This is a genomic window from Buchnera aphidicola (Stegophylla sp.), assembly GCF_005080785.1.
Lineage (GTDB): Bacteria > Pseudomonadota > Gammaproteobacteria > Enterobacterales > Enterobacteriaceae > Buchnera_L > Buchnera_L aphidicola_AQ.
The window spans coordinates 128,118-154,628 of record NZ_CP032998.1 but is presented as its reverse complement, the minus strand read 5'-3'; the positions used below and the strand labels follow the sequence as shown (position 1 = coordinate 154,628).

Sequence of the window (26,511 nt, the reverse complement as noted above, 5' to 3'; positions counted from 1 at the left end):
AAAAATAATTTTATTTTCAATTAATATCATTATTCTAAAATATCCATCTATAATATGATAAACACAATTATGACAAGTTAAAAATACCTCATAGGAATATGAAAATAATCAGGATAATTTACTGAAAACAAATATAATCCCGAAGGACTAGAAGTAGGTGCACAAAAACTACGATCTTGTTTAAATAAAAGATATTGAATCCATCCAACTTTTTTTTTCATGATACCAATTTGTATTAAACAACCTACAATATTCCTTACCATATGGTGTAAAAAAGAATTAGCCACTATATCAAAAAATATAAACATTTTATACTGAAAAATATTCATATAAATAATTCTTCTATAAGGTATTTTTGATTGACATTGTTTCGCTTGGAAAGATGTAAAATCATGTTCACCAATAAGACATCGACTAGCCTGATACATTAATTTAATATTCAAAGTATTATATAAACAACTAGTTTGATGTCTAAAAATAGACGACCTATACTCACAATTATATATAACATATCGATAACTTCGTGATATCGCACTATATCGTGCATGAAATTTATCACAAACTTGTTTAATCCATTGTACAGAAATGTCACGTGGTAAATAATTATTAATACCCAAAATCCAAGATATATTTTTTCTTTTTGCAATAGTATAAAAATGCACTACCTGGCCAATACTATGTACTCCTGCATCAGTTCTGCTAGAACATATGACATGAACTTTATGATCAGCAACTAAAGAAATTGCTCTTTCTAATTCGTACTGAATATTTAATATTCCATTTTGTTGATATTGCCATCCATGATAATTACTACCGTCATATTCTATTCCAATAGCAAATTTTATCGTTTTTATATATTTATCCTTAAAATTGTAAACATTATATTTCATATTAAACATAATATTTAACATTCAATATAATAAAAAGATGAAAATAATAAATATAAAATTAAATAAAAAATATAATTTTTTTAAAACTATACAATTTATGAAAATACAAGATATTATATATAATATTCCAATGAAAATATAAATTTTTTAGAATTAATACTAATAAAAATAATTAATATTAATCATTATAATATTAACCTATAAAATCATATCTAAAATAAAAGAGAAAAATATGAATATTATAAAAAAAAATAATACATCTTCATTAAGTATTTTAACTATAGCAGGTGTTTACCCATATAAACAAAAAAAAAATGAAAAATACATGAACGATAATCAAATTATACATTTTAAAAAAATTCTATATGCATGGAAAAAACAAATCAATAAAAAAATAAAAAATACTTTACTATATTCAAATAATAAATTTAATAATCTTCCTGATATGATTGATCGAGCGGTACAAGAAGAAGAATTCAGTTTAGAATTAAAAAATCAATATCGAGAAAACAAAACAATTATAAAAATTGAAAGAACATTAATAAAAATAAAAAATGAAAATTTTGGATATTGTGAATTATGTAATACTGAAATAGGTATTAAACGATTAGAAGCAAAACCAACAGCCAGTCTATGTATTGATTGTCAATCATTATCAGAAATAAAAAATAAACAAAGAATCAAATTATCATTTTAAAAAAAATTATTATAATTGTATCAAAAAAATATTATTAATACTTATTAAAAATATTAACTACAAAAATAAATGCAATAAAACACAAAATTTTATCAATCAAATATGATATTGTCTAAAATTAACTAATAATAAAAACTAATTTTATATATCTTATAATAACGAATATTAAACACATATAAAAAATAATCGTAAATATATCATGATACATACAATATACCTTAAAATACCTAATATACTTGGTATCAAACACAACTCAATACTACCAATATGTCTATTAAATCATATTAAAAACAAAATCATTGAAGTTTTTCGAATCAAGGAAGTATAAATTATATGAAAACCTTAAAATTTGGTGGAACATCTTTATTAAATTCAAAAAAATTTCTTGATGTATCTAATATTATCGAAAAAAAAATAAAATTTGAAAATATTTCAGTAATATTATCTGCACCTTCCAAAGTAACTAATTATTTAGAAAACATTATTAAATTTTCAATAATAAATAAAAAAACTACAAATTTATTCACAGAATTAAAAAATATTTTTTATGAACTCATAAGAGGTATTAAAAAATATCAAACTAATTTTAACGATATAAAAGTAATTACAAAAATCGATAATGAAATAAATAATATTCAAAATATGACACAAGGTATACAAATATTACGTCAATGTCCAGATAATATATACGCAATAATTATATCTAAAGGTGAAATATTATCTACATATATAATGAATTATATACTTATTTCAAAAAATTATAAAGTCACTACTATAAATCCCATACAAAATATATTAGCTTCTACAAACTACTTAAATGCTACAGTAAATATTTTAGAATCTAAGCAACGTATTCAACAATTAAATATACCAAAAGATCATATTATATTAATGCCAGGATTTATTGCTGGAAATAAAAATAAAGAACTAGTAATATTAGGAAGAAATGGATCAGACTATTCTGCTTCAGTATTATCTGTATGTTTACAATCAAACATATGCGAAATTTGGACGGATGTTGATGGAATTTATACATGCGATCCTAGAATCGTAAACAATGCACAATTATTAAAATCCATTTCATATCAAGAAGCAATAACATTATCATATTTTGGAGCCAAAGTATTACATCCAAAAACTATATTACCTTTACACATATCAAATATACCATGTATAATAAAAAATACTTCTTACCCCCATCATAATGGAACAAAAATTTACAATACTCAAATACATCATACATACCAACCAATACCAATAACAGGAATTACATATCTTAATAACATAATCATCATTAAAATTAAAATACTTCAATTAAATAATATTAATGACATTATAAAAAAAATACTATTTTTGTTCTCACAAAAAAAAATAAATAACATATTTACAATACAATCTCCAACAGAAAATAAAATTACTTTTCATTTACTTCATCAAGAATATAAAAAAATTAAATCCTCAATTATAAATGCATTTCAACTAGAAATAAAAAATAAAATATTAAAACCTATTAAAATTATCCAAAATTTAAAAATCATATCTATTATTGGTAATAATATACAAAAAAACAAAACATTAAAAACAAGAATATTTTATGCTATAGAACATACTGATATTAATACTATATGTATTACTGATAAATTATCTAAACACGCTATTTCAATAATTACTGATAATAATAATATTGAAAAAAATATTAAAATTATACATAATATTCTATTATATAATCAAAAATATATTGAATTATTTTTAATTGGTATTGGTGGTGTAGGAAGAGCGTTACTTAAACAAATAATAAAACAAAAAAAATATTTACAACAAAAAAAAATAAATCTTAACATTTTTGGTATTGCTAATTCCAAAAATATGTTAATTAATACCAAAAAAATCGATTTAAATAATTGGGAAACAAATTTTCACAAAAAAAGTCAAAATTTTTGTATAAAAAAAATTATTAAAACAGCAACAAATTATCGTTTATTCAATCCAGTAATCGTTGATTGTACCTCTAGTCAAGAAATACCTGATTTTTACCCTAATATATTATCTCATAATATTCATATCGTAACACCAAATAAAAAAGCCAATACAGGAACTTGGGAACAATATCAAAAAATAAAAAATATATCAATAGAAAAAAACAAAAAATTTCTTTACGAAACAAATGTTAGCGCCGGATTACCTATAATAGAAACATTAAAAAATTTATTTCTTTCAGGAGATAAATTAATCAGTTTTAAAGGCATATTATCAGGTTCTTTATCATTCATTTTTGGTAAACTAGAAGAAGGTATGTCTATATCTGAAGCTACTAAATTAGCACAAAAATTAGGATTTACAGAACCAAACCCAAAAGATGACCTATCAGGAATAGATGTTGCAAGAAAATTGTTAATTATTGCAAGAGAATCAGGATATCAATTAGAATTAAAAGATATACAAATTACCTCAATATTACCAAAAAATTTTTTAGATATCCAAGATACAAAAATATTTCTATCTAAATTACCAGAATTAGATATATTTTTTCATCGAAAATATCAGATAGCACATGATAAAAATAAAGTATTACGATTTGTAGGTCAAATCAAAAATACTGGTATATGTCAAGTGAAACTATCTAAAATTGATATTAAAGATCCATTATATAATGTCAAAAATGGAGAAAATGCATTAACAATTTATAGTAAATATTATAATCCTATTCCATTAGTATTAAGAGGTTATGGTGCAGGAAATCAAGTAACAGCTTCTGGAATTTTTTCTGATCTAATACGAACATTATCATAATAGTTAGGAATAAAAATATGATAAAAATTTATTCACCTGCCTCTATCGGTAATCTTAATGTCGGATTTGATGTTTTAGGTACTGCATTAGCACCTATTAATGGAAAACTATTAGGTGATTGTATAACAATACAATCAAATCAAATATTCAAATTAATAATAAAAGGAAATTTTTCTTTTCAATTACCAAAAAAAATAGAACAAAATATTGTATGGAAATGTTGGCATTATTTTTGTAAAATTATAAAAAAAAAAATATTAGTTCTAATCATATTAGAAAAAAATATGCCAATTGGTTCAGGATTAGGATCAAGTGCATGTTCTATTGTATCCACTTTAGTAGCTATAAATAAATTCTGTAATAAACCCTTGAATCAAAATAAATTGATTCATCTTATGGGAAAAATTGAAGGAGAAATATCTGGAGAACCACATTACGATAACGTTGCTCCATGTTATTACGGAGGATTACAATTAATTATACAAGAAAATAATTTAATCAGTCAATCAATACCTTTTTTTAAACATTGGTTATGGATTATAGCTTGGCCTGGTATTAAAATACCTACATCAGAAGCAAGATTAATTTTACCTAACGAATATAGTAAACATACTTGTATTGAACACAGTCGTTTATTAGCAGGATTTATACATGCACTGTACACTAACCAAGATCATCTAGCATTAAAATTAATGAAAGATATAATCGCTGAACCTTATCGAATTAAATTAATTCCTAAATTTATAACTATTAAAAAAAAAATGTTACAATTAGGCGCCATAAATTTTGGTATATCAGGATCTGGACCAACTATATTTATGATCTGTGATAATAAAAAAATAGCCATTAAAATAACCTTATGGTTAGAAAATAATTATTTAAAAAATAAAAATGGATTTGTTCATATCTGTAAAATAGATACCCAAGGAACCAGAAAAATAGGATTATAAATTTCATGAAACTATACAATTTAAAAAACCATAACGAACAAGTAAACTTTTTACAAGCTGTAAACATGGGTTTAGGGCATAAACAAGGATTATTCTTTCCAAAACATTTACCTACCATACATCCATATGAATTAGAAAAATTATTAAATATGGATTTCTTCACTAGAAGTATAAAAATTTTGTCTATGTTTCTTAAAGACGAAATTAAATCCACAGATCTAAAACAATATGTACAAAATGCCTTTTCATTCCCCGGACCTCGTATTGTTCCAGTATTAAAAAATATATCTTGTTGTGAATTGTTTCACGGTCCAACATTAGCATTCAAAGATTTTGGTGCTAGATTTATGGCACAAATATTATCTCATATAAATAATTCTATCATGAAGAATAACAAAACCACAATACTAACTGCAACATCTGGTGATACTGGAGCCGCAGTAGCTCATGCATTTTACAAAATAAAAAATGTTAACGTTATTATATTATATCCTCATGGTAAAATCAGTAAACTACAAGAAAATCTCTTTTGTACCTTAGGGCACAATATAACAACTATTTCAATTAATGGAAGTTTTGATAAATGCCAACAATTAGTTAAACAAGCTTTTAATGACCAAGAACTGAGAGTTAAAATAGGATTAAACTCTGCTAATTCTATTAATATCAGTAGATTACTTGCTCAAATATGTTATTATTTTGAAGCATACGCTTTAATTTCTCAAGAAAATAGAAAACAATTAGTTATTTCTATACCTTGTGGTAATTTTGGTAACTTAACAGCCGGTTTATTAGCTAAATCAATGGGATTACCTATTAAATCATTTATTGCAGCAACAAATGTTAATGATACTGTACCTAGATTTTTGAGCACTGGAAAATGGGAACCTCACCATTGTATTTCTACTATTTCTAATGCTATGGATATTAGTAGACCAAATAACTGGCCTAGAGTACAAGAACTTTTCCACCGAAAACAATGGAAAATAAAAAAACTAAATTTTGGAAGTGTATCAGATTCTATAACAAAAAAAACATTATCTGAATTAAAGAATCACGGATACATTTCTGAACCTCATGCAGCAATTGCATACAGATTACTAAAACATAAATTACAACATGACGAATTCGGTTTATTTTTAGGTACAGCACATCCAGCAAAATTTAAACATATTGTTGATAAAATATTAAATGAAAACATACAATTACCTGAAGAATTAAAAAAATATTCTCATTTACCTTTACTATCATACTATATGAAACCAAATTTTAATAAATTAAAAAAATTTTTGCTATTAAAACAATAATTATATTAATTTATAAGAGAAGAATAAATATAATATTTCTTCTCTAAAACATTAAACATTAAATAAAAAATGTATAATATCACCATCTTGAACAATATAACTTTTTCCTTCGAACCTTAACTTACCAAACTCCTGTATAGTACTATATTTTTTATATTTAATAAAATCTTTATAAGCAATAACTTTTGCACGAATAAAACCTCTGTAAAAATCAGTATGAATCTTTTTGGATGCCTCAAGAATAGTGCTATTTTTTTGTATTGCCCAAGATCGAACTTCATTTTTTCCAACAGTGAAAAAAGTTCTTAAATTTAATAAATTGTATCCCTTTTCGATAATTAAATTTAATTCAGATGTGTTATATTTATCAAGTATACAAATTGGGATAACAGAAATATTATTATATACAGAAAATTGTAATAATTCATTTAAATAAACATTGTTACCATTACATTGAGAAATGTTAGCAATATATAACATAGGTTTCAGTGTCAGAAAATTATATTCATCTATTAATTTTATCTCTTCACTATTTAAATTAAGATGCGTAAGTAACATATGATCATTTAAACATCTACAACAATTTTCTAGAATATTTATTTTTTTAATATCATACACTGTTTTATTATGTTTTTTGTTTATTAATAAAAGTATTTTCGTACAAATTGAAAGATCAGATAACATTAATTCCAAATTTATTGTTTCAATATCATCAATAGGTTGTATTACATTATTAATGTGAGGAATATTATCATCAATAAAACAACGAATAACATGAAATATAGCATCTGTCTTTCTTATATCAGATAAAAACTGATTACCTAATCCATAACCTGTAGAAGCTCCTTGCACTAATCCCGCTACATCCACTAATTCGATAAAAGTATGAACAATTTTTTTAGGCGATATAATTTCTGAAATTTTTTGTAATCGATCATCATAGACAGGGGCAAAACCAATATTAGGTTTAATAGTACAAAACATAAAATTTTTAGCCGGTATACATGATTTAGTTAATACATTAAATAACGTCGACTTCCCAACATTAGGTAAACCAATAATACCACATTTAAATCCCATAATAATTATATACCTCAATATAAAAAATAAAAAAAAATTGAAAATATAATTTCGATTCCATAAACAAATTTATCTTGTTGTTTAAAATATTCAAACGATTTTAAATATTATATTCATACCTTCAAATATCATATTTCATGCATATTTTTTAAATGCACATAATACAAAAAATTTTTCGAATATATATTTATACAAGTAATACCAATTAAAATTTTATAAATTTTTTATTATAACATTACATACTGAATACAATCATTATAACTATATCTATGTATTAATTACATTATACTATAATCAATACATAAAACTCTAACCATACACAAATAAAAATTTTTAAATTTTAACAAACACCATAAAAAATGACATAAAATGTAAAAAATTATAAAATAGTTATAAATATATTAAAAACAAATAACAAAAAAGATAAATTTCAAAATTTGTATTATACTAAATAACCAAAAAATATTTTTCTTTTATTATGAAAAATATTATGATATTTATATAACAAACATATATACTATCAAACAGATTATAATGTATATAATATTAAAATATTTAATTAAATATTACACCACCATATTAATATTTGAAAAAATTTTATATTTAATAAATATATAACATTTATAAAAATATTTCTAATTATGAATATTACTATTAATAAAATATTATTTTAAAATATCGTAAATATATCAATTTTAAAAATAAATATAATATTTATATATTATTAATATTAAAAATTTCTTTACTTAATATAATATTTTTATATATTTAATATAATAAAAATATTTTTAAAAATTACATGAAAATTAAACATTATTATACCATATAAATCATAATATCTTATTATACTTTAATAATATAATCATATTTATATATAATATTATTATGAAAAATAAAATCAAAAAATTTTATATACATTAAAAATTATTACTAATGCAAACTGATAAATATATTTTATTAATTGCAAATACAAAATCAATATATACATCATTTAATTAGATTAAAAATTATTTTAATCTAATCAATACCATAAAATATTCATTACTACTCTAACTTACCTGTACCACGCAATAGTTTTTTTAATTCTCCATTATTCCACATCTCTAATATAATATCACAACCTCCAATTAATTTTCCTTGTACCCATAATTGAGGAAAAGTAGGCCACTGTGCATATTTAGGTAACTCTGTACGAATATCCTGATTTGCTAAAACATCAACATACGCAAAACGTACTCCACAATCTGATAATGCACGAACAGCTTGTGCTGAAAAACCACAGCTAGGTGCATCAGGTGACCCTTTCATATATAATAAAATATTATTATGATTGATTTGTTTTTTAATGACTTCAATAATATTCATACGACATCCTATAAATAATTTACATTACATAATTTATATTATATTATATATCAATAAAATAAAAATTTATATTGACATATAATATTCTTATATTAATATTAATAAATATATCAACAATTTTATTAATACTATTCTACTGGGGCTGATATTGGATTCGACAAAATATTCAAAAAACTATTAGTGCATGCCGAGGAACGGTGGCCTCGATAAAAACCGTAATTTTAATAAATGCAAAAAAACAAAACTACGCTTTAGCAGCTTAATAAACTAATAAAGCCCTTTTTTATTCTTAAAACTCTTAAAGAATAATATATAAAGGTTATAATAGAGAATCTCATATTCATGACGCTCATCATGAATATGAATCATAATTAAAAACATGAGATATGTGTTTAATATAGTTTTGTCTTTAAAACTAAAACACTAAGAAGTATCATAAAAGACTAAGCATGTAGTACTAAAGTTATATAGATATTTTGGACGCGGGTTCAAATCCCGCCAGCTCCATAAAGCAATAAACTATATTATTCCACTAAACAATATAATAAATATCTATATCAATATTTATCTATAAAATATAAATATATTAAAAAAAATTTTTAGACCAATTTAATTTTGAACTTAAAATATTAAAATAATGATAACTTTTAGGATGAATAAGATTTAAATAATTTTTACTTTTACGAACAATAATCTTATCATGTTCATCTACAGGTATCACTACTTGACTATCACAATTAATATTCACTTGTTTATCTGAATAAAATAATTTTAATACAATAATACTATTACTATGAATCACTATAGGACGAGAAAATAAAGTATGGGGAAATATAGATACCAAAATAATTGCTTCTAGAGAAGAAAATAAAATAGGTCCACCAGAAGATAATGAATATCCTGTAGAACCCGTTGGAGTAGATATAATTAAACCATCTGATTTCTGATAAAAAGAAAATTTTTGATCAATAAAAACCTCAAATTCTATCATATGAGTCACTTCTTCGGAATGCAAAAAAAATTCATTTAAAGCAATATAAACTCTTTTCTTATGATTTTTTACAATACTTACTTCTAATAAAAAACGACGTTCTATACTATATTCTCCAGATAAAATTTTCGATAATGATATAATAACAGTATCAGGATTTAAATCAGTTAAAAAACCCAGATTCCCTCTATTGACACCAATAATACTAATAGGATAATAAGATAATATTCTTGAAACATATAACATATTACCATCACCACCTACTACGATTGCTAAATCACATTTACTACCAATTTCCATTAATGTTCCAACACGAGCATTTTTAAAATTTAAAATTTTAGCAATACTACGTTCTATAACAACATTATAATTATTTTTAGTTAACCAATAATACAAAACTTTATGTGTAAAAAATGAACTTGAATATCTAGGATAACCTACAATAGCAATCCAATTAAATTTTTTTTTCATGTACTATATCCTAAATATATAAAATAAAAATAATAAAACATACTTATTTTCTTGAACAAAATATGAAAATCCTTATAATAAAAATATATTAATAAAATATAAAACAAAAAAAAAATGAAAACAGATCAACCAAAAAAAACTATTCATAATGATCAATACGATGAATATAATACATCTTCTCATCCCAAAAAACAAAAAAAATCAAAAATAAACAATCAACATCATGACACTATTATAAAAAATAAATTAAAACAAACACTTAAAAAAAATGAAAATCAAAAAAATAACAAAAAAAATAAATCTTCAATAACAAAAGAAAATGAAAAAATTAAAAACATGCTTTATGAATTAAATGAAACATTAAGTAATATAAAAAAAAAAAAAAAAGATATTCAATTACGTACACAAGCAAATATTGAAAACTTAAAAAAACAAACTGAACATAAAATAATCAATATTAAAAAAGAAGTTTTAAAAAATTTTTCAAAAATACTATCCAAAAATATTAATCATTTAAATATTATAATTCATAATACTAAAAATGGAATATTAGAACATCATACTATAATACAAGGATTAAAAATAATTACACAATCATTATTTAATACTCTTAAAAAAATTTAAAAACTTGAAAATACTATTTATCTGATATAAAAATATTCAAATTACCAAATAATTGGATTATCATTTTGACTTAATAAGATTCTATTAATTTTTGAAAAATGGCCACATCCAAAAAATCCTAAATGAGCTGATAACGGAGACGGATGTGAAGATTTTAAAATATAATGCTTTCGATTATCTATAATACTAGTTTTTTTTTGAGCATCTTTCCCCCACAATACAAAAATAATATTTTTTAAATATTTATTAATATAAAAAATAATACTATCAGTAAAATTATTCCAACCTAATGATATATGAGATCTAGGATGACCAGATTCAACAGTTAAAATAGTATTTAACAATAAGATACCTTGTTGAGCCCAATAATTTAAACAACCATTACCATAATCAAATTTCGGAATATATAAATCAGAAACTAATTCTTGATAAATATTTTTTAAAGAACCAGGAAGTTTACAACCTGGACGTACCGAAAAAGCTAATCCATGAGCTTGATTTTCTTGATAATAAGGATCTTGACCCAGAATGACTACTTTGATTTTATGAAAAGGAGTTAAATAAAACGCATTAAAAACATCACATCTTGGAGGATAAATTTTTTTTGTTAAACGTTCTTTAGACACTTTTAATAAAATATCTAATAATATTTTTTTTTGGCATATAAATATTTTTTTCCAATTCATATTTAAATTTTCATATTATTATATAAAAACATAAAATTATATCATTATAATACATTGCATATATCTTATATTACTAACATAAATAAAATACTAACACCAACAAATATAAATAAAAATAAAATATATAATAATATTAGTATTATAACAATTACAAAAATATTTTTATTATGTTGACTCATAATAATATACAAAGGAAATATTATGACATTAGTCACAAAATATGCACCAAACTTTATTGCACCTGCTATATTAAAAAACGGTACCATTATAAACAAATTTAATTTTCATAAAGAAATAAAAAACAAAATAACAGTCTTATTTTTCTGGCCAATGGATTTTACTTTCGTATGTCCAACAGAAATTATTGCTTTCAATAAATTATATTCAGAATTTAAAAAACGTAAAACAAAAATTATCGGAGTTTCCAGGGACTCAGTATTTGTTCATAATGCATGGAAAAATACACCAATCAAACAAGGAGGCATCGGTAATATTCAATATACTATGGTATCCGATATCCAAGGAATAATACAAAATGATTATAATGTTACTCACCCTCATATAGGAGTTGCATTAAGAGCATCTTTTTTAATTGATAAATACGGCATTATTAGACATGAAATTATAAATGATTTACCTTTTGGTAGAAATATACATGATATAATACGCATGATTGATGCAATTATATTTCATGATCAACATGGAGATGTCTGTCCCGCAAACTGGGAAAAAGGACAACGCAGTCTTCAACCTTCCAACGAAGGATTAATTCAATACTTCAACAAATAAATTCTTGAATATCAAACCTATAACACCAGCATAAATTCTATTTTGCTGGTCTTATACAAATCAATAAATAATTTATTTTGTATAATTAAAATAAATTATCATCATCTAAAACATCATCTACATCAGAATCTTGATATTCAACATATTCTTCACAATCGTGACTAATATTTGTATCTTTTGGTAATTCTGATCTAGAAGTTATATCATCTTCTACGTTGTTTGATGAAGTCATAGGATTAGAATCTAAGTATGTAGTATTTAATATATTATCCACACTTTTATCAGATAAATCATGATTAAATAAATTAGTTAACATATTTCCAGCCACCATACCTCCAGCAACACCTACTGCTGTTTGTAAAGCATTACTTAAAAAACTAGACGTACCTCCTCCACGACTCGTGTTATTTTTTGCAATACCCCCATTTTGAACATTCTCAGTTCCACCTTGAATCTGACGAGTATTAGGCGAAGAACTAGACTGTATATTCTCCATAGAAGAATGATTAAAAATATCATCATGTAACTGATTTGATAAAAACGAAGTATTATTAACATTTTTATTATTATTTTTATTTTTTAATAATTTAACTGCATTATTCAATCTGTTTATTACTGACTCCTGCACTAAAATTGTTTGTACCATATAATATATTGAATGACTTTGTTTAGATGATAAATTATGAATCATTTTTTCCGCTTCTTGATCTCGATGAGGAAATTGATATTCTGTATTTTGTAATCTGCAAAACAAATTTTTTATCATTTTTTTTTCTTCATCTTTCATAAGAGCTCCTATAGTTAAATAATCATGTTTATTATATAATATACATACATTAAAAAATAAAATAAATAATTTATTTCAATTATAATATAAATATTCAAAATAAAATATTATTTATTCATAAAAATTTTATTATAATATCATTTTACATTCAATAAAGAAAATAAATGAATTTAAAGAGAAATAATTATATGCAAGACCTTAAAAAAAATATAAAACAGGTCGACATTAAAAAAGAATTAAAATCTTCTTATTTAGATTATGCTATGTCAGTTATTATGGGACGAGCTTTACCTGATGTTCGTGACGGACTAAAACCAGTACATCGTCGAATACTATTTGCAATGAAAATATTAAATAACATTTGGAATAAACCATATAAAAAATCCGCAAGAGTTGTAGGTGATGTAATAGGAAAGTATCATCCTCATGGAGATACAGCTGTTTACGAAGCTATAGTACGAATGGCTCAAAATTTCTCTTTACGATACACTCTTATCGACGGTCAAGGAAATTTTGGATCCATTGATGGTGATTCAGCAGCAGCTATGCGATATACAGAAATACGAATGTCTAAAATAGCACATGAATTATTATCTGATTTAGACAAAAACACTGTAAAATTTTCTTACAATTACGACGAAACAGAAAAAATACCCGAAATTCTTCCAACAAAAATACCAAACTTATTAATTAATGGTGCATCAGGAATAGCAGTAGGTATGGCTACTAATATCCCTCCCCATAATTTAAATGAAGTCATTAATGCATGTTTAGCATATATTAAAGATAAAAAAATATCATTAAAAAAATTAATGCAATATATACCAGGTCCTGATTTCCCAACATCAGGTATTATAAATGGAAAACAAGGGATTGAAAACGCATATCGAACAGGAAAAGGAAAAATTTATATTAAATCCAAACATAAAATAGAAATTAATCCTAAAAATCAAAGAAAATCTATTATTATCTATGAAATCCCTTACCAAATCAACAAATCTAAATTAATTGAAAAAATAGCAGAACTAGTAAAAAATAAAAAAATTGAAGGAATACATGCTTTACGAGATGAATCTGATAAAGATGGTATGCGTATTGTTATAGAAATAAAAAAAAATACAATTATAGAAATATTACTAAATCAACTATATATACTGACACCTATGCAAATTGTTTTTGGTATTAATATGGTAGCATTATATCATGGACAACCAAAAACGATGTCTTTAAAAAATATTTTAAAATATTTTTTATTACACCGTAAAAATATAATCATTCGTCGAAGCATATTTGAATTAAATAAAAATAAAAATAAAGCACATATATTACAAGGATTAACAATTGCATTAACTAACATTAAAAAAATTATTACAATTATTAAAACATCTAATACAAATAAACATGCACAAAAATTATTAGCTACTCAAAAATGGATAATTGATGAAAAAATATCTAAAATTATTAATACAAAAAATATAGAATTAATTAATATACATAAAGAAAATTATAACATTGAAAATAAAAAATATAAATTTACAAAACAACAAATTCGATCTATTCTAGAATTAAAATTAAATAAATTAACTCATTTAGAATATAATAATATATCAAAAAAACACAATCAATTAATCAGTAAAATTAAATCAATAATACATATATTAAAAAATAATAACAACATTATGCAAGTTATTCAAGAAGAATTAAAAAATATTCAAAATACTTTTGGAGATAATAGAAAAACTGAAATAAAAAATAATGATATAGATTTTAATATTGAAAATACTATTACAAAGGAAGATGTAGTAGTGACATTATCACATTTAGGATACGTCAAATATCAACCATTATCTGATTATGAAGCACAACATAGAGGAGGAAAGGGTAAATCAGCTGCTAACACTAAAAAAGAAGATTTTATTGAAACATTATTAATTACTAATACACATGACACTATTTTATGTTTTTCAAATCAAGGAATATTATATAGAATTAAAGTGTACCAACTACCTGAAGCTAATCGACATTCACGCGGTACACCTATCATTAATTTATTACCGTTAAATCAAAAAGAAAGAATTACTGCAATCCTTAATTTTAATACATATGAAAATAATACCAATGTCTTTATGTCTACTGCACAAGGTAGAGTAAAAAAAACAGCATTACATGCATTTAAAAAACCCAGATCTACAGGAATCATCGCTATTAATTTAAAAAATAATGATGAATTAATAGGAGCATCATTAACAAATGGTCAAAATAATATTATGTTATTTAGCCAAAAAGGGAAAATAGTACACTTTCCTGAAAAAGAAGTAAGAAAAATGGGTAGAACTGCTTCTGGGGTACAAGGAATAAAAATAGAAAAAAATGATAAAGTTGTATCTCTATTAGTTCCAAAAAAAAATGGTGAAATTTTAACCGTAACAGAAAATGGATATGGTAAAAGAACTCAAATTCAACAATTTCCCATTAAATCGAGAGCTACTAAAGGAATTAGATCAATTAAAATAACAAAAAAAAATAGTATTATGATCAGCGCTATACAAGTATATGAAAATGATCAAATTCTTATTATTACTGATGCAGGAACATTAGTGCGTATACGCGTATCTGAAATTAGAACATTAGGACGAAATACACAAGGCGTTATTCTTATTCGAACATCTAAACAAGAAAAAGTTGTAGCATTACAAAAAATTTCTTAAAACAACCAATATATTTACAAAAAATAATTTATATTATATTAATTTACATTATTATAACAATATAATGATACACATATTTTAAAATTATTTTAATGCTGGTTATTTAATATGAATCAACATTTATCAGTTATCAAAAGAAATGGAACAATAGAAAAAATAAATTTAAATAAAATACGTAAATTATTAAAATTAGCATCACAAGGCTTTAAAAATATTTCTATATCTAAAATAGAATTGAACGCTACAATACAATTTTATGATCAAATAAAAACGGTTACTATTCACAAAATTATAATTAAATGTTCGGCAGATTTAATTTCTAAAAAAACACCTGATTATCAATATGTATCCGCTCGATTATCTATTGCATATCTAAGAAAAGAAGCATTCGGCACATTTCAACCACCTAAATTATATCAACATGTAAAAAATATGATAAAACTTAAAAAATATGATAAAGATCTTTTAAAAAATTATTCTCAACAAGAATATGAATATATGGATTCTTTTATCAAACATGATCGAGATATGAAATTTTCATATGCTGCCGTCAAACAACTAGAAAAAAAATATTTAGTTAAAAATAGAATAAATGGTAAAATTTATGAAAGTGCACAATTTTTATATATACTTATTTCAGCATGTTTATTTTCAAAATATCCTAAACATATTCGCATGAAATACATTCAAGATTTTTATAATGCTATATCAAAATTTAAAATTTCATTATCTACACCAATTATGTCTGGAGTACGTACACCTACCCGACAATTTAGTTCATGTGTTTTAATTGAATGTGCAGATAGTTTAGATTCAATTAATGCCACTTCTAGTTCCATTATAAAATATATATCACAAAGAGCAGGAATTGGAATTAATGTAGGTCAAATACGAGCAATTGGTAGTTCTATTAGAAATGGAGAAACATTTCATACAGGATGTATACCATTTTTTAAACATTTTCAAACAGCAGTAAAATCTTGTTCGCAAGGCGGAATTCGAGGAGGTTCAGCAACACTATTTTATCCAATATGGCATTTAGAAGTGCAAAGTTTAATTATTTTAAAAAATAATAAAGGTATTGAAGAAAACCGAGTACGACATGTCGATTATGGAATACAAATTAATAAATTCATGTACTTAAGATTACTATCTCAAAAATACATCACATTGTTTAATCCTGCTAATGTTCCAAAATTATATAAATATTTTTTTTCTGATCAAAAAAAATTTAAAAAACTATATATAAAATATGAAAAAGATGACACATTAAGAAAAAAAAAAATTAAAGCAATAGATTTATTTACACTAATCATGCAAGAAAGAACATCAACTGGAAGAATTTATATACAAAATGTTGATCATTGTAATTCACATAGTGCATTTAATCCCCATATTGCTCCTATTAAACAATCTAATTTATGTTTAGAAATTACATTACCTACTACTCCTATTCATGATATTCATGATAAAAATGCTGAAATTGCTTTATGTACATTATCTGCGTTTAATTTAGGTGTTATTAACAATTTAAAAGAACTAAAAAAATTATCAAATTTAATAGTAAGAGCTTTAGACGAAATCATTGATTACCAAATATATCCTATTTTTGCAGCAGAAAAAGGAGCTAAAAAAAGACGAGCATTAGGCATTGGAGTTATTAATTTTGCATATTATTTAGCAAAAAATAATGTTCGATATTCTGATGGTAGTGCAAACAATCTAACACATAAAACTTTTGAATATATTCAATATTATTTATTAAATGCATCTTGTAATCTAGCAAAAGAAAAAGGACCATGTGATTGGTTTAACCAAACGAATTATTATAATGGAATATTACCAATAGATACTTATAAAAAACATATTGATAACATATGTAATGAACCCTTACATTTAAACTGGAAAAAAATAAAAAATAAAATTAAAAAATATGGATTAAGAAATTCAACTGTATCAGCAATTATGCCATCTGAAACATCCTCTCAAATTTCCAATGCTACAAATGGTATTGAACCTCCAAGAAGTTGTATTACAATTAAAGCATCAAAAGATGGTATGTTAAAACAAGTAATACCAGAATATAAAAAACTAAAATCAAAATATGAGTTCTTATGGAATATACCAAACAACAACGGATATTTAGAATTAGTTGGAATAATGCAAAAATTCATTGATCAATCAATATCCACAAATACTAATTATGATCCCAAAAAATTTCCAAACAATAAAATACCAATGCAAATATTAATTAAAGATTTGTTAAAAGCTTATCAATTAGGAATAAAAACATTATATTATCAAAATACTAGAGATAGTTATATAGAATACAAAAATAAAAACTTTAATACAAATCATAATTATGATTGTACCAGTGGATCTTGTATACTATAAAAAATTTATTAATTACATATAGGTATTTAAACATGTTATACACAACATTTTCTAAAATAAATAATAACCAATTACAAGAACCAATGTTTTTTGGACAATCTGTAAATATAGCTCGATATGATCAACAAAAATATAAAATTTTTGAACAATTAATAGAAAAACAATTATCTTTTTTTTGGAGACCAGAAGAAATAGACTTATCTAAAGATCGTATTGATTTCAAAAAATTAAAAAAACACGAAAAACATATTTTTATTAGTAATTTACAATATCAAACATTATTAGACTCAATTCAAGGAAGAAGTCCAAATATAGCTTTTTTACCTATTATTTCTATTCCCGAATTAGAAACATGGATAGAAACATGGTCTTTTTCAGAAACTATTCATTCTAGATCTTACACACATATTATTAGAAATATAGTAAATAATCCTGCAATAATATTTGATAATATTATTTCTAATAAAAATATTTGTAATAGAGCAAAAGATATATCACATTATTATGATTTATTAATTACTATAACAGAATATTGGCATTTATTTGGATCAGGAACATATCAAGTAAAAAAAAATAAAAATATAGAAGTTAATATTAAAACATTAAAAAAAGCATTATATTTATGTTTAATTAATATTAATGTTCTCGAAGCAATTCGATTTTATGTCAGTTTTGCTTGTTCATTTGCATTTGCAGAATGTGCATTAATGGAAGGTAATGCCAAAATTATTAGATTAATTGCAAGAGATGAATCTTTACATCTGACTGGTACTCAACATATTATCAATATTCTAAAAAACTATGAAAATGATCCAATGATGAAAAAAATTATTAATGAATCGCACAACGAATCGATTCATTTATTCAAACAAGCGGCACAACAAGAAAAAAAATGGGCTGAATATCTATTTCAAAATGGTTCTATGTTGGGATTAAATAAAAATATATTATGGAAATATATAGAATATATTACTAATATAAGAATGCAAGCTATTAATTTACCTCATATTTTTCCAAAACAATCTAATCCTATTCCATGGATTAATAATTGGCTGATATCAGATCATGTACAAACAGCCCCTCAAGAGATAGAAAATAGTTCATATTTAACAGGACAAATAGATTCTAAAATAAAAAACCATGAATTCAAAAATTTCAAATTATAATCATAAGTATTATACTATAACATTAAATAATAAAATATATAAAATTCATAAAAAATACAAAAAATATTCATTATTAAAAATATTACAATTCAATCATATTCATATACTATATCAATGTCAAACAGGATATTGTGGTACATGTCGAATAAAATTAATAAAAGGAAAAATTAAATATTTTAATAACAATTTTATAGCTTTTCTTAATCCTGGAGAAATTTTATCATGTTATTGTACTATAAATAGTAATATCATCATTGCCATGTTATAAAACAAATACAAAAATTATTCTTGATCAGATTGTATTGCAGTTACTGCAATAGTATATACAATATCATCAATCGATGCACCACGAGATAAATCATTCACAGGTTTATTTAAACCTTGTAATATTGGACCTATAGAATATACCCCTAAAGATTGTTGAATAGCTTTATATGTAATATTTCCAGAATTTAAATCAGGGAAAATTAATACTGTTGCTTGACCTAACAAAGGAGATGATGGAGATTTAATAGATGAAATAAATTCATTGACTGATGCATCATATTGAATAGGACCATCAACCACTAAATCTGGCCTATTTTTTTTAATTAAAATCGTTGCTTGCCTTACTTTCTCTACTGATTCCCCTTGTCCAGATAACCCAGTAGAATATGAAAGCATTGCAATTCTGGGTTCTATACCAAATTTTTTAGACAAGTCCGCAGATTGAATAGCAATTTCCGACAATTGTTGAAAATTAGGATTAATATTTACTGAACAATCTCCATAAACTAATACATGATTTTTCAGTAACATAAAAAAAATTGAAGAAACTAAAGAAACATTTTTTTTTTTATTTACTCCAATAATCTGTAATGCAGATTTTAATACATCAATACTTGTATATCGTACACCGCATACTATACCATCAATTTCACCTACATGTAACATTAAAGATCCTAAAATTATATTACTATGATAAACAATTGATTTTGCTAATTCAAAAGTCATACCTTTTTTATAACGTAATTGTACTAATTTATGAACATAATTAAAATAAATATTTTTAGGATTAATAATATTAATATTTTTTGACAATATAATATTATTTGATAATGCAATTTGATGTATTTCATCAACGTTTCCTAATAATACACATCGTGCAATACCTAATTCATTTGCTATAGCAGCAGATTGGATAATACGTAATTCATTACCTTCAGGTAATAAAATACATTTATTAAGTTTCTTAGCATATTTTTTAAGATTATATAAAAATGAAAAAGATGACAGATGAGAAAAATATTTTTTTTTATTACATTTTGTATGAGAAATAATATATTTTTCATTTAAACAATTAGAAATATAATTACTTAATTTTTTTAATTGATTTTGATTATACTTCAAAATATTTATATGACATCGATTTATAATTAATTTAATAATATTAATATCTAATAAAGTATAAAAAAAAGAAATATTAAATTTTTTAATATCTTTCAAAAAACCATATTGTAATGTGTGACAATCTTTAACATTAAATAATATTATAGCATAAAAATTGAAAAAATTTAATTTTCGCTTAAGAATATGTATAAACTTATGAACAAAAATATCATATGAAATAATCAAAATAGAATGAGAATAATTATATTCATAATCAAATATTAAATTATCATAAAATAAAAATAATTTTACTACATTAACATTAAAATTTATTTTTAAAATTTTATGTACTTTTAATAATGTCAGTATTTTACTAATCGGATAAAATAACACATCACAATTATATCTAATATCAGCAATAATCGGTATATTATCAATACATTGTGATTTTATATGCTTACTAACACGATTAATATATATATCTTGAAAATTTAAAAAAGTATTATTAATTATAATACCTAAAAAATTGTTTGAAATATTGAAATTTTTTATTTTTTTTAAAAAAAAAATAATATTTTTATAATCATCATGAGAAAACACAAAAATTAAATCAGATTTTAAATGATACGACAAATCTAAATTTAAATCATTAATCAAAAAATTATGACTATTATTATTGACACCTTCAATCAATAAAATATCATAATATATTTTATTCTTCAAAAATAAATCAATACTATTTTCTAGTAAATACTTATTTTTAAATTTTTCTAAAAGAAAAAATTTTTTATTTATATGATGAGAATTAATAAAAGAAGTAGAAAAATATTTTTTTAAAATTAAACTAGTATCATCTAATACATCATAACAATTATGTAATTCATAAAATGGTTTAAAAAATAATACACTATGATTTAATTCTTCAAAAAAATTAATTAAACCTAAACTAATTATTGTTAAATTAATATTTTTTGATACTGGGATTAACATGATATTACGTTTCACAATTATCCTAAAATAAATTAAAAACTTTCATATATTATATCCCATAAATAAAATACATATAATTATCTAAAACATTTTACAGTTTCTTGTGCAATAATTAATTCTTCATTGGTAGGAATTACAAGAACTGGAGTAGTATCTTTTTTATTAATAAACCCATATTGGCCTGGTTGTAAACATTGATTTAATTGCATATCTAATCGAATACCTATCATAAATAATTTTATCATCGTTAATTGTCTCACTAAAATAGAATTTTCACCAATACCTCCAGTAAATATAATAGCATCTAAACGACCATCTAATAATGTAGTATAAGAAGCAATATATTTAGAAAGTCTATGACAAAAAATATCAACAGAACGTTTAGATGCAATTTCACGATAATAATTTTTTTCAATATATCTAAAATCACTCGTAACACCACCACTCAAACCTAAAATACCAGATTTTTTTATCAAAATATGTTGAATTTCATCTATAGTCATTCCTAAAACCATATGCATAAAAAATATTATAGCAGGATCCAAATCACCACTTCGCGTTCCCATAACTAATCCTTCCATAGGAGTAAATCCCATAGATGTATCTACACATATACCATTTACAATTACAGATACTGAAGACCCATTACCTAAATGACACGTAATAACATTGAAAGTATCAAATTGTATTTTTAATATTTCAGATGCAATTTTAGAAACATAATAATGACTCATACCATGAGCACCATAACGACGAACCCCATATTTTATATAAAAACTATATGGAAGAGCATATAAATAAGATGTTTCTGGCATATCTCGAAAAAATGAAGTATCAAAAACAGCTACATTTTTTTTAGATAAATGAGGAAAATATTTAATTGCAGATTTAATACCCAAAAGATTTATTGGATTATGTAACGGAGCATAAATAATATTATTTTCAATTTCTTGAATAATACAACTATTAATAATCTTGGATTCTGTAATCTTTTTTCCTCCATGAACAACGCGATGACCTATAAATTGAATATTACAAACAATTTTTTTATTTATATAAAAAATATGATTAATAATAAATTCTAAAGATTGAATATGTGATATATTATTCCCAATAATAGTATGATATTTAAATCTTTGATAATACCATGTAACAAAAGAATAAGATAAATATAAACGTTCAACTAAACCAAATACATACTTTCTTTCAGTATCAGGATTTAAAATAGCAAATTTTAATGAAGAACTACCAAAATTCAAAACTAAAACTAAATCATTTAACATAATTTTCTACACCTATAACTGAATTATATTTTATTAACAAAAACAAAAATATAAAATTTATTCATTAAAATAAAACAAAAATTAATATACTTTTTTCCCTAAAGTAATACGATAATATCCATTAAAATCAAAATAAGACATAACATCAAAAAAATTATATTTTTTAAATAAAAAATTAACCATTTCTTTCTGTTTCCATCCATGTTCTATAATTAAAAAACCTTGATTAAATAAAAAAATGTAAGCATATTTAATAATATGTTCAATATCTGAAAAACCATGATTTCTTGAAATCAATGCTCCACAAGGTTCAAACATACAATCTTTATTCATATATACAATTTCTTGTTCATGAATATAAGGCGGATTACTAACTATAATATTAAATTTTCTTTTAATAGCAGAAAACCAATTACTATAAAAAAAATAAACATTATTTATATTCAAATATTTAGCATTTTTTTTAGATAATGTAATAGATTTTAAAGAAGAATCAATGCCAATAATATTACAATAAGGTCTTTCATGAGCTATAGATAAAGATATACAACCAGAACCACAACCTAGATCTAAAACACTATCATACATATTAATTCTTTTTAAAATTTCTTGAACTAAAAATTCAGTTTCTTTTCTAGGAATTAAAACATATTTTGATATTCTAAATACACAAGACCAAAACTCTTTTTTCTTTATAATATAAGAAATAGGTTCGCAATTAATACGACGTCTGACAAATATATTTAATAAAAAAATTTGAGAAGTACTTAAAAAAATATTATTAAAAATATAAATCCAAGTTCTGGATTGTTGAACAGTATAACTAATAATCATTTCAGAATCTAATTGAGGTGTACGAAAACAATATAACAAATTTGATATATATTGCAACCAAAATTGAATTTTCAAATTATTAAAATTATTTATACTGTGATAAAAAATCAGCATGATATTCTTGAATAATTGGTTCTATTAAAATATCTAAATTTCCATTCAATACATCATCTAAACAATATAAAGTTAAATTAATACGATGATCAGTAATACGATTTTGAGGGAAATTATACGTTCTATTACGATCCGATCTATCTCCACTACCCAACAAATTACGACGAATAAAAGCATTTTCTTTATTCCGCTTATCTTCTTCATAAGCATGAATTCTAGAAGATAAAATTGATAAAGCTTTTGCTTTATTTTTATGTTGCGATCGTTCATCTTGACATTCTACTACCATTCCTGTAGGAAGATGTGTAATGCGAATCGCTGAATCTGTTGTATTAACATGTTGCCCACCGGCTCCAGAAGATCTAAAAGTATCAATCTTTAAATCATTAAAACAAATTTTGAAATTTTCAGATTGTAAAACTTCTGGAATAACAGCCACTGTACAAGTCGATGTATGTACTCTTCCTTGTGATTCTGTTTGAGGTATACGTTGTACACGATGTCCTCCTGATTCAAATTTTAATCGACCACATGCCCCTAAACCAGTCACACGAAAAATAATTTCTTTAAATCCCCCTTTATCACCTTCATGACAATTCATCACTTCTACACTCCAATGACAATGTTCTGCATATCGTCCATACATACGAAACAAATCACCAGCAAAAATAGCAGCTTCATCACCACCAGTAGCAGCACGAATTTCAATAAAACAACTTTTTTTATCATTAGGATCATGAGGTAACAATAAACGTTTTATTTTGTTTTCTAAATTATTTTTTATTTCCCTAAAGTTTGCTAATTCTTCCTCCACTATACTTAACATTTCAAGATCATTTAATAACTTTGATGTTAATTTTATATCTTTATTTACTTTTTTCCATTTAAGAAAATATTTTATTAAATTAGATAACCTTAAATATTCTTTAGATAAATCCTTAAACTTCTCTTGATTATGAATCAATTTAGGCTGTGTTAACATGTTTTCAATATCTTTAAATTTTTTATATAACTTTTCCAATTTATTAATAATAGAAATTTTCATATAATATACTCAAACAATACTAGATTCATATAACTATTAATATATTAATACAATAAACAAAATTATTATATATAATATATTCAAAACTATAAAATAAAAATAATATGTAATATTACATGATAAATAAAATTAATTTCACTAATTACAATAATAAATGAAAATACATATGATTAATAAATAATAAACTTTATTAGGAAACATTATGTCTAATATGAAAATATTCTGTGGTAATTCAGTACCCCAATTATCTTCTTTAATCGCTAAAAAATTATATATTAATTTAAGTAATGCTACTATAGGACGTTTTAGTGATGGAGAAATTAGCGTACAAATAAATGAAAACGTTCGAGGTAGTGATATTTTTATTATACAATCAACATGTTTCCCAACAAATGATAATATTATGGAATTAGCTGTTATTATCGATGCATTAAGACGAGCATCTGCTGGAAGAATTACAGCAGTTATTCCATATTTTGGATATTCAAGACAAGATCGAAGAGTAAGATCAGCACGAGTACCAATCACAGCAAAAATTGTTGCAGATTTTTTATCTAATGTAGGCATTGACCGTATTTTAACAGTTGATTTACATTCTGAACAAATACAAGGTTTTTTTGATGTTCCAGTAGACAACGTTTTTAGTAGTTTCATTATTTTAGAAGATATACAGAAAATGAAACTAAATAATCCTATAATTGTATCACCTGATATCGGAGGAGTAATACGATCTCGAGCCATATCAAAATTATTACATGATACTGATATGGCAATTATTGATAAAAGAAGACCTAAATCTAATATGGCACAAATTATGCATATTATTGGAGATGTGTCAGACCGAGATTGTATTTTAATTGATGATATTATTGATACAGGTAATACTGTATGTCAAGCAGCTGAAGCATTAAAAAAACATGGAGCTAAAAAAGTCTTAGCATATGCAACACATCCTATATTTTCTGGTCATGCTTTAAATAATATTAATCGATCAAATATCAACCAAATTATTGTATGTGATACTATTCCTATATCAAAAGATATTAAGTTGAACAAAAAAATTCGTACCTTAACTTTATCAAAAATGTTATCAGAAGCAATTCGAAGAATTAATAATGAAGAATCTATTTCAGAAATGTTTGAATATAAAAAATGCATCAAAACATATCTAAGAAAATAATA

Annotated in this window: 21 protein-coding genes and 1 other RNA gene; 12 read left to right on the top strand and 10 right to left on the bottom strand. The window is 23.3% G+C overall.

The features are described 5' to 3' along the window. Positions 1 to 77 precede the first annotated feature (77 nt). On the bottom strand, positions 78 to 890 hold the full coding sequence (truA, locus tag D9V79_RS00680; protein ID WP_158351714.1) for a tRNA pseudouridine(38-40) synthase TruA: 813 nt from the start codon (positions 888 to 890) through the stop codon (positions 78 to 80). Positions 891 to 1,122: 232 nt separating this feature from the next. Between truA and dksA the strand changes: the two genes are divergently transcribed. The 4 genes from dksA to thrC all read left to right on the top strand — a co-directional run bounded on the left by dksA (position 1,123) and on the right by thrC (position 6,634). Beyond that, positions 1,123 to 1,587: an RNA polymerase-binding protein DksA gene (gene dksA, locus D9V79_RS00675; protein WP_158351712.1), complete on the top strand. Its 465-nt coding sequence runs from the start codon at positions 1,123 to 1,125 to the stop codon at positions 1,585 to 1,587. A gap of 333 nt (positions 1,588 to 1,920) precedes the next feature. Next, positions 1,921 to 4,377 (top strand): bifunctional aspartate kinase/homoserine dehydrogenase I, encoded by a 2,457-nt coding sequence (thrA, locus tag D9V79_RS00670; RefSeq protein WP_158351710.1) that lies wholly within the window; start codon positions 1,921 to 1,923, stop codon positions 4,375 to 4,377. 17 nt (positions 4,378 to 4,394) lie between these two features. Further along, positions 4,395 to 5,327, top strand: coding sequence for a homoserine kinase (gene thrB / locus D9V79_RS00665; RefSeq protein ID WP_158351708.1), 933 nt, complete (start codon positions 4,395 to 4,397; stop codon positions 5,325 to 5,327). Between the two features lie 5 nt (positions 5,328 to 5,332). After that, on the top strand, positions 5,333 to 6,634 hold the full coding sequence (gene thrC / locus D9V79_RS00660; protein WP_158351706.1) for a threonine synthase: 1,302 nt from the start codon (positions 5,333 to 5,335) through the stop codon (positions 6,632 to 6,634). A gap of 51 nt (positions 6,635 to 6,685) precedes the next feature. Here the strand turns inward: thrC and D9V79_RS00655 are convergent, their stop codons facing one another. Together D9V79_RS00655 and grxD are read right to left on the bottom strand one after the other, a co-directional pair. Next, on the bottom strand, positions 6,686 to 7,714 hold the full coding sequence (locus tag D9V79_RS00655) for a redox-regulated ATPase YchF (RefSeq protein ID WP_158351704.1): 1,029 nt from the start codon (positions 7,712 to 7,714) through the stop codon (positions 6,686 to 6,688). Positions 7,715 to 8,758: 1,044 nt separating this feature from the next. Then, positions 8,759 to 9,079, bottom strand: a complete 321-nt coding sequence (grxD, locus tag D9V79_RS00650) for a Grx4 family monothiol glutaredoxin (protein ID WP_158351702.1) — start codon at positions 9,077 to 9,079, stop codon at positions 8,759 to 8,761. Between the two features lie 138 nt (positions 9,080 to 9,217). On the opposite strand from grxD, the gene ssrA reads away from it, so the two are divergent. Next, positions 9,218 to 9,589, top strand: a transfer-messenger RNA (tmRNA) gene (gene ssrA, locus D9V79_RS00645). A 76-nt stretch (positions 9,590 to 9,665) separates the two neighbouring features. Here the strand turns inward: ssrA and nadK are convergent. Beyond that, a complete protein-coding gene (gene nadK / locus D9V79_RS00640; protein WP_158351699.1) occupies positions 9,666 to 10,541 on the bottom strand; it encodes an NAD(+) kinase in 876 nt (291 codons plus the stop codon). Between the two features lie 114 nt (positions 10,542 to 10,655). Here nadK and D9V79_RS00635 point away from each other — a divergent pair, with 114 nt between their 5' ends. Further along, positions 10,656 to 11,165, top strand: a complete 510-nt coding sequence (locus D9V79_RS00635; RefSeq protein ID WP_158351697.1) for a nucleotide exchange factor GrpE — start codon at positions 10,656 to 10,658, stop codon at positions 11,163 to 11,165. Between the two features lie 41 nt (positions 11,166 to 11,206). On the opposite strand, the gene ung is transcribed toward D9V79_RS00635, so the two are convergent. Then, complete coding sequence (gene ung, locus D9V79_RS00630; protein ID WP_158351695.1) at positions 11,207 to 11,851, bottom strand: uracil-DNA glycosylase; 645 nt, start codon at positions 11,849 to 11,851, stop codon at positions 11,207 to 11,209. A gap of 201 nt (positions 11,852 to 12,052) precedes the next feature. Between ung and D9V79_RS00625 the strand changes: the two genes are divergently transcribed. Continuing rightward, a complete protein-coding gene (locus tag D9V79_RS00625; RefSeq protein ID WP_158351693.1) occupies positions 12,053 to 12,640 on the top strand; it encodes a redoxin domain-containing protein in 588 nt (195 codons plus the stop codon). An 85-nt stretch (positions 12,641 to 12,725) separates the two neighbouring features. Here the strand turns inward: D9V79_RS00625 and D9V79_RS00620 are convergent, their stop codons facing one another. Then, the gene (locus D9V79_RS00620) at positions 12,726 to 13,427 is read right to left on the bottom strand and encodes a DUF2076 domain-containing protein (RefSeq protein WP_158351691.1); all 702 of its coding nucleotides are present in this window, start codon (positions 13,425 to 13,427) and stop codon (positions 12,726 to 12,728) included. Positions 13,428 to 13,615: 188 nt separating this feature from the next. Here D9V79_RS00620 and gyrA point away from each other — a divergent pair, with 188 nt between their 5' ends. From gyrA to yfaE, 4 genes are all read left to right on the top strand, one after another. Then, a complete protein-coding gene (gyrA, locus tag D9V79_RS00615) occupies positions 13,616 to 16,135 on the top strand; it encodes a DNA topoisomerase (ATP-hydrolyzing) subunit A (protein WP_158351688.1) in 2,520 nt (839 codons plus the stop codon). Positions 16,136 to 16,243: 108 nt separating this feature from the next. Further along, a complete protein-coding gene (nrdA, locus tag D9V79_RS00610) occupies positions 16,244 to 18,529 on the top strand; it encodes a class 1a ribonucleoside-diphosphate reductase subunit alpha (RefSeq protein WP_158351686.1) in 2,286 nt (761 codons plus the stop codon). A gap of 32 nt (positions 18,530 to 18,561) precedes the next feature. Beyond that, positions 18,562 to 19,695 carry a class Ia ribonucleoside-diphosphate reductase subunit beta gene (gene nrdB / locus D9V79_RS00605; protein ID WP_158351684.1) on the top strand — a complete coding sequence of 378 codons (1,134 nt, stop codon included), beginning with the start codon at positions 18,562 to 18,564 and terminating at the stop codon, positions 19,693 to 19,695. After that, the gene (gene yfaE / locus D9V79_RS00600) at positions 19,670 to 19,963 is read left to right on the top strand and encodes a class I ribonucleotide reductase maintenance protein YfaE (protein ID WP_158351681.1); all 294 of its coding nucleotides are present in this window, start codon (positions 19,670 to 19,672) and stop codon (positions 19,961 to 19,963) included. The genes nrdB and yfaE overlap by 26 nt, the downstream gene beginning before the upstream one ends. Positions 19,964 to 19,977: 14 nt before the next feature. Here the strand turns inward: yfaE and pta are convergent, their stop codons facing one another. The 4 genes from pta to prfA form a co-directional block, all read right to left on the bottom strand. Then, positions 19,978 to 22,068: a phosphate acetyltransferase gene (pta, locus tag D9V79_RS00595; protein WP_158351679.1), complete on the bottom strand. Its 2,091-nt coding sequence runs from the start codon at positions 22,066 to 22,068 to the stop codon at positions 19,978 to 19,980. A gap of 62 nt (positions 22,069 to 22,130) precedes the next feature. Next, complete coding sequence (locus D9V79_RS00590; RefSeq protein ID WP_158351677.1) at positions 22,131 to 23,336, bottom strand: acetate kinase; 1,206 nt, start codon at positions 23,334 to 23,336, stop codon at positions 22,131 to 22,133. Positions 23,337 to 23,417: 81 nt separating this feature from the next. Further along, complete coding sequence (prmC, locus tag D9V79_RS00585) at positions 23,418 to 24,245, bottom strand: peptide chain release factor N(5)-glutamine methyltransferase (RefSeq protein ID WP_261978603.1); 828 nt, start codon at positions 24,243 to 24,245, stop codon at positions 23,418 to 23,420. A gap of 10 nt (positions 24,246 to 24,255) precedes the next feature. Beyond that, on the bottom strand, positions 24,256 to 25,329 hold the full coding sequence (prfA, locus tag D9V79_RS00580; protein WP_158351672.1) for a peptide chain release factor 1: 1,074 nt from the start codon (positions 25,327 to 25,329) through the stop codon (positions 24,256 to 24,258). A 202-nt stretch (positions 25,330 to 25,531) separates the two neighbouring features. On the opposite strand from prfA, the gene D9V79_RS00575 reads away from it, so the two are divergent. Next, the gene (locus D9V79_RS00575; protein ID WP_158351670.1) at positions 25,532 to 26,509 is read left to right on the top strand and encodes a ribose-phosphate pyrophosphokinase; all 978 of its coding nucleotides are present in this window, start codon (positions 25,532 to 25,534) and stop codon (positions 26,507 to 26,509) included. Positions 26,510 to 26,511: the final 2 nt, after the last annotated feature.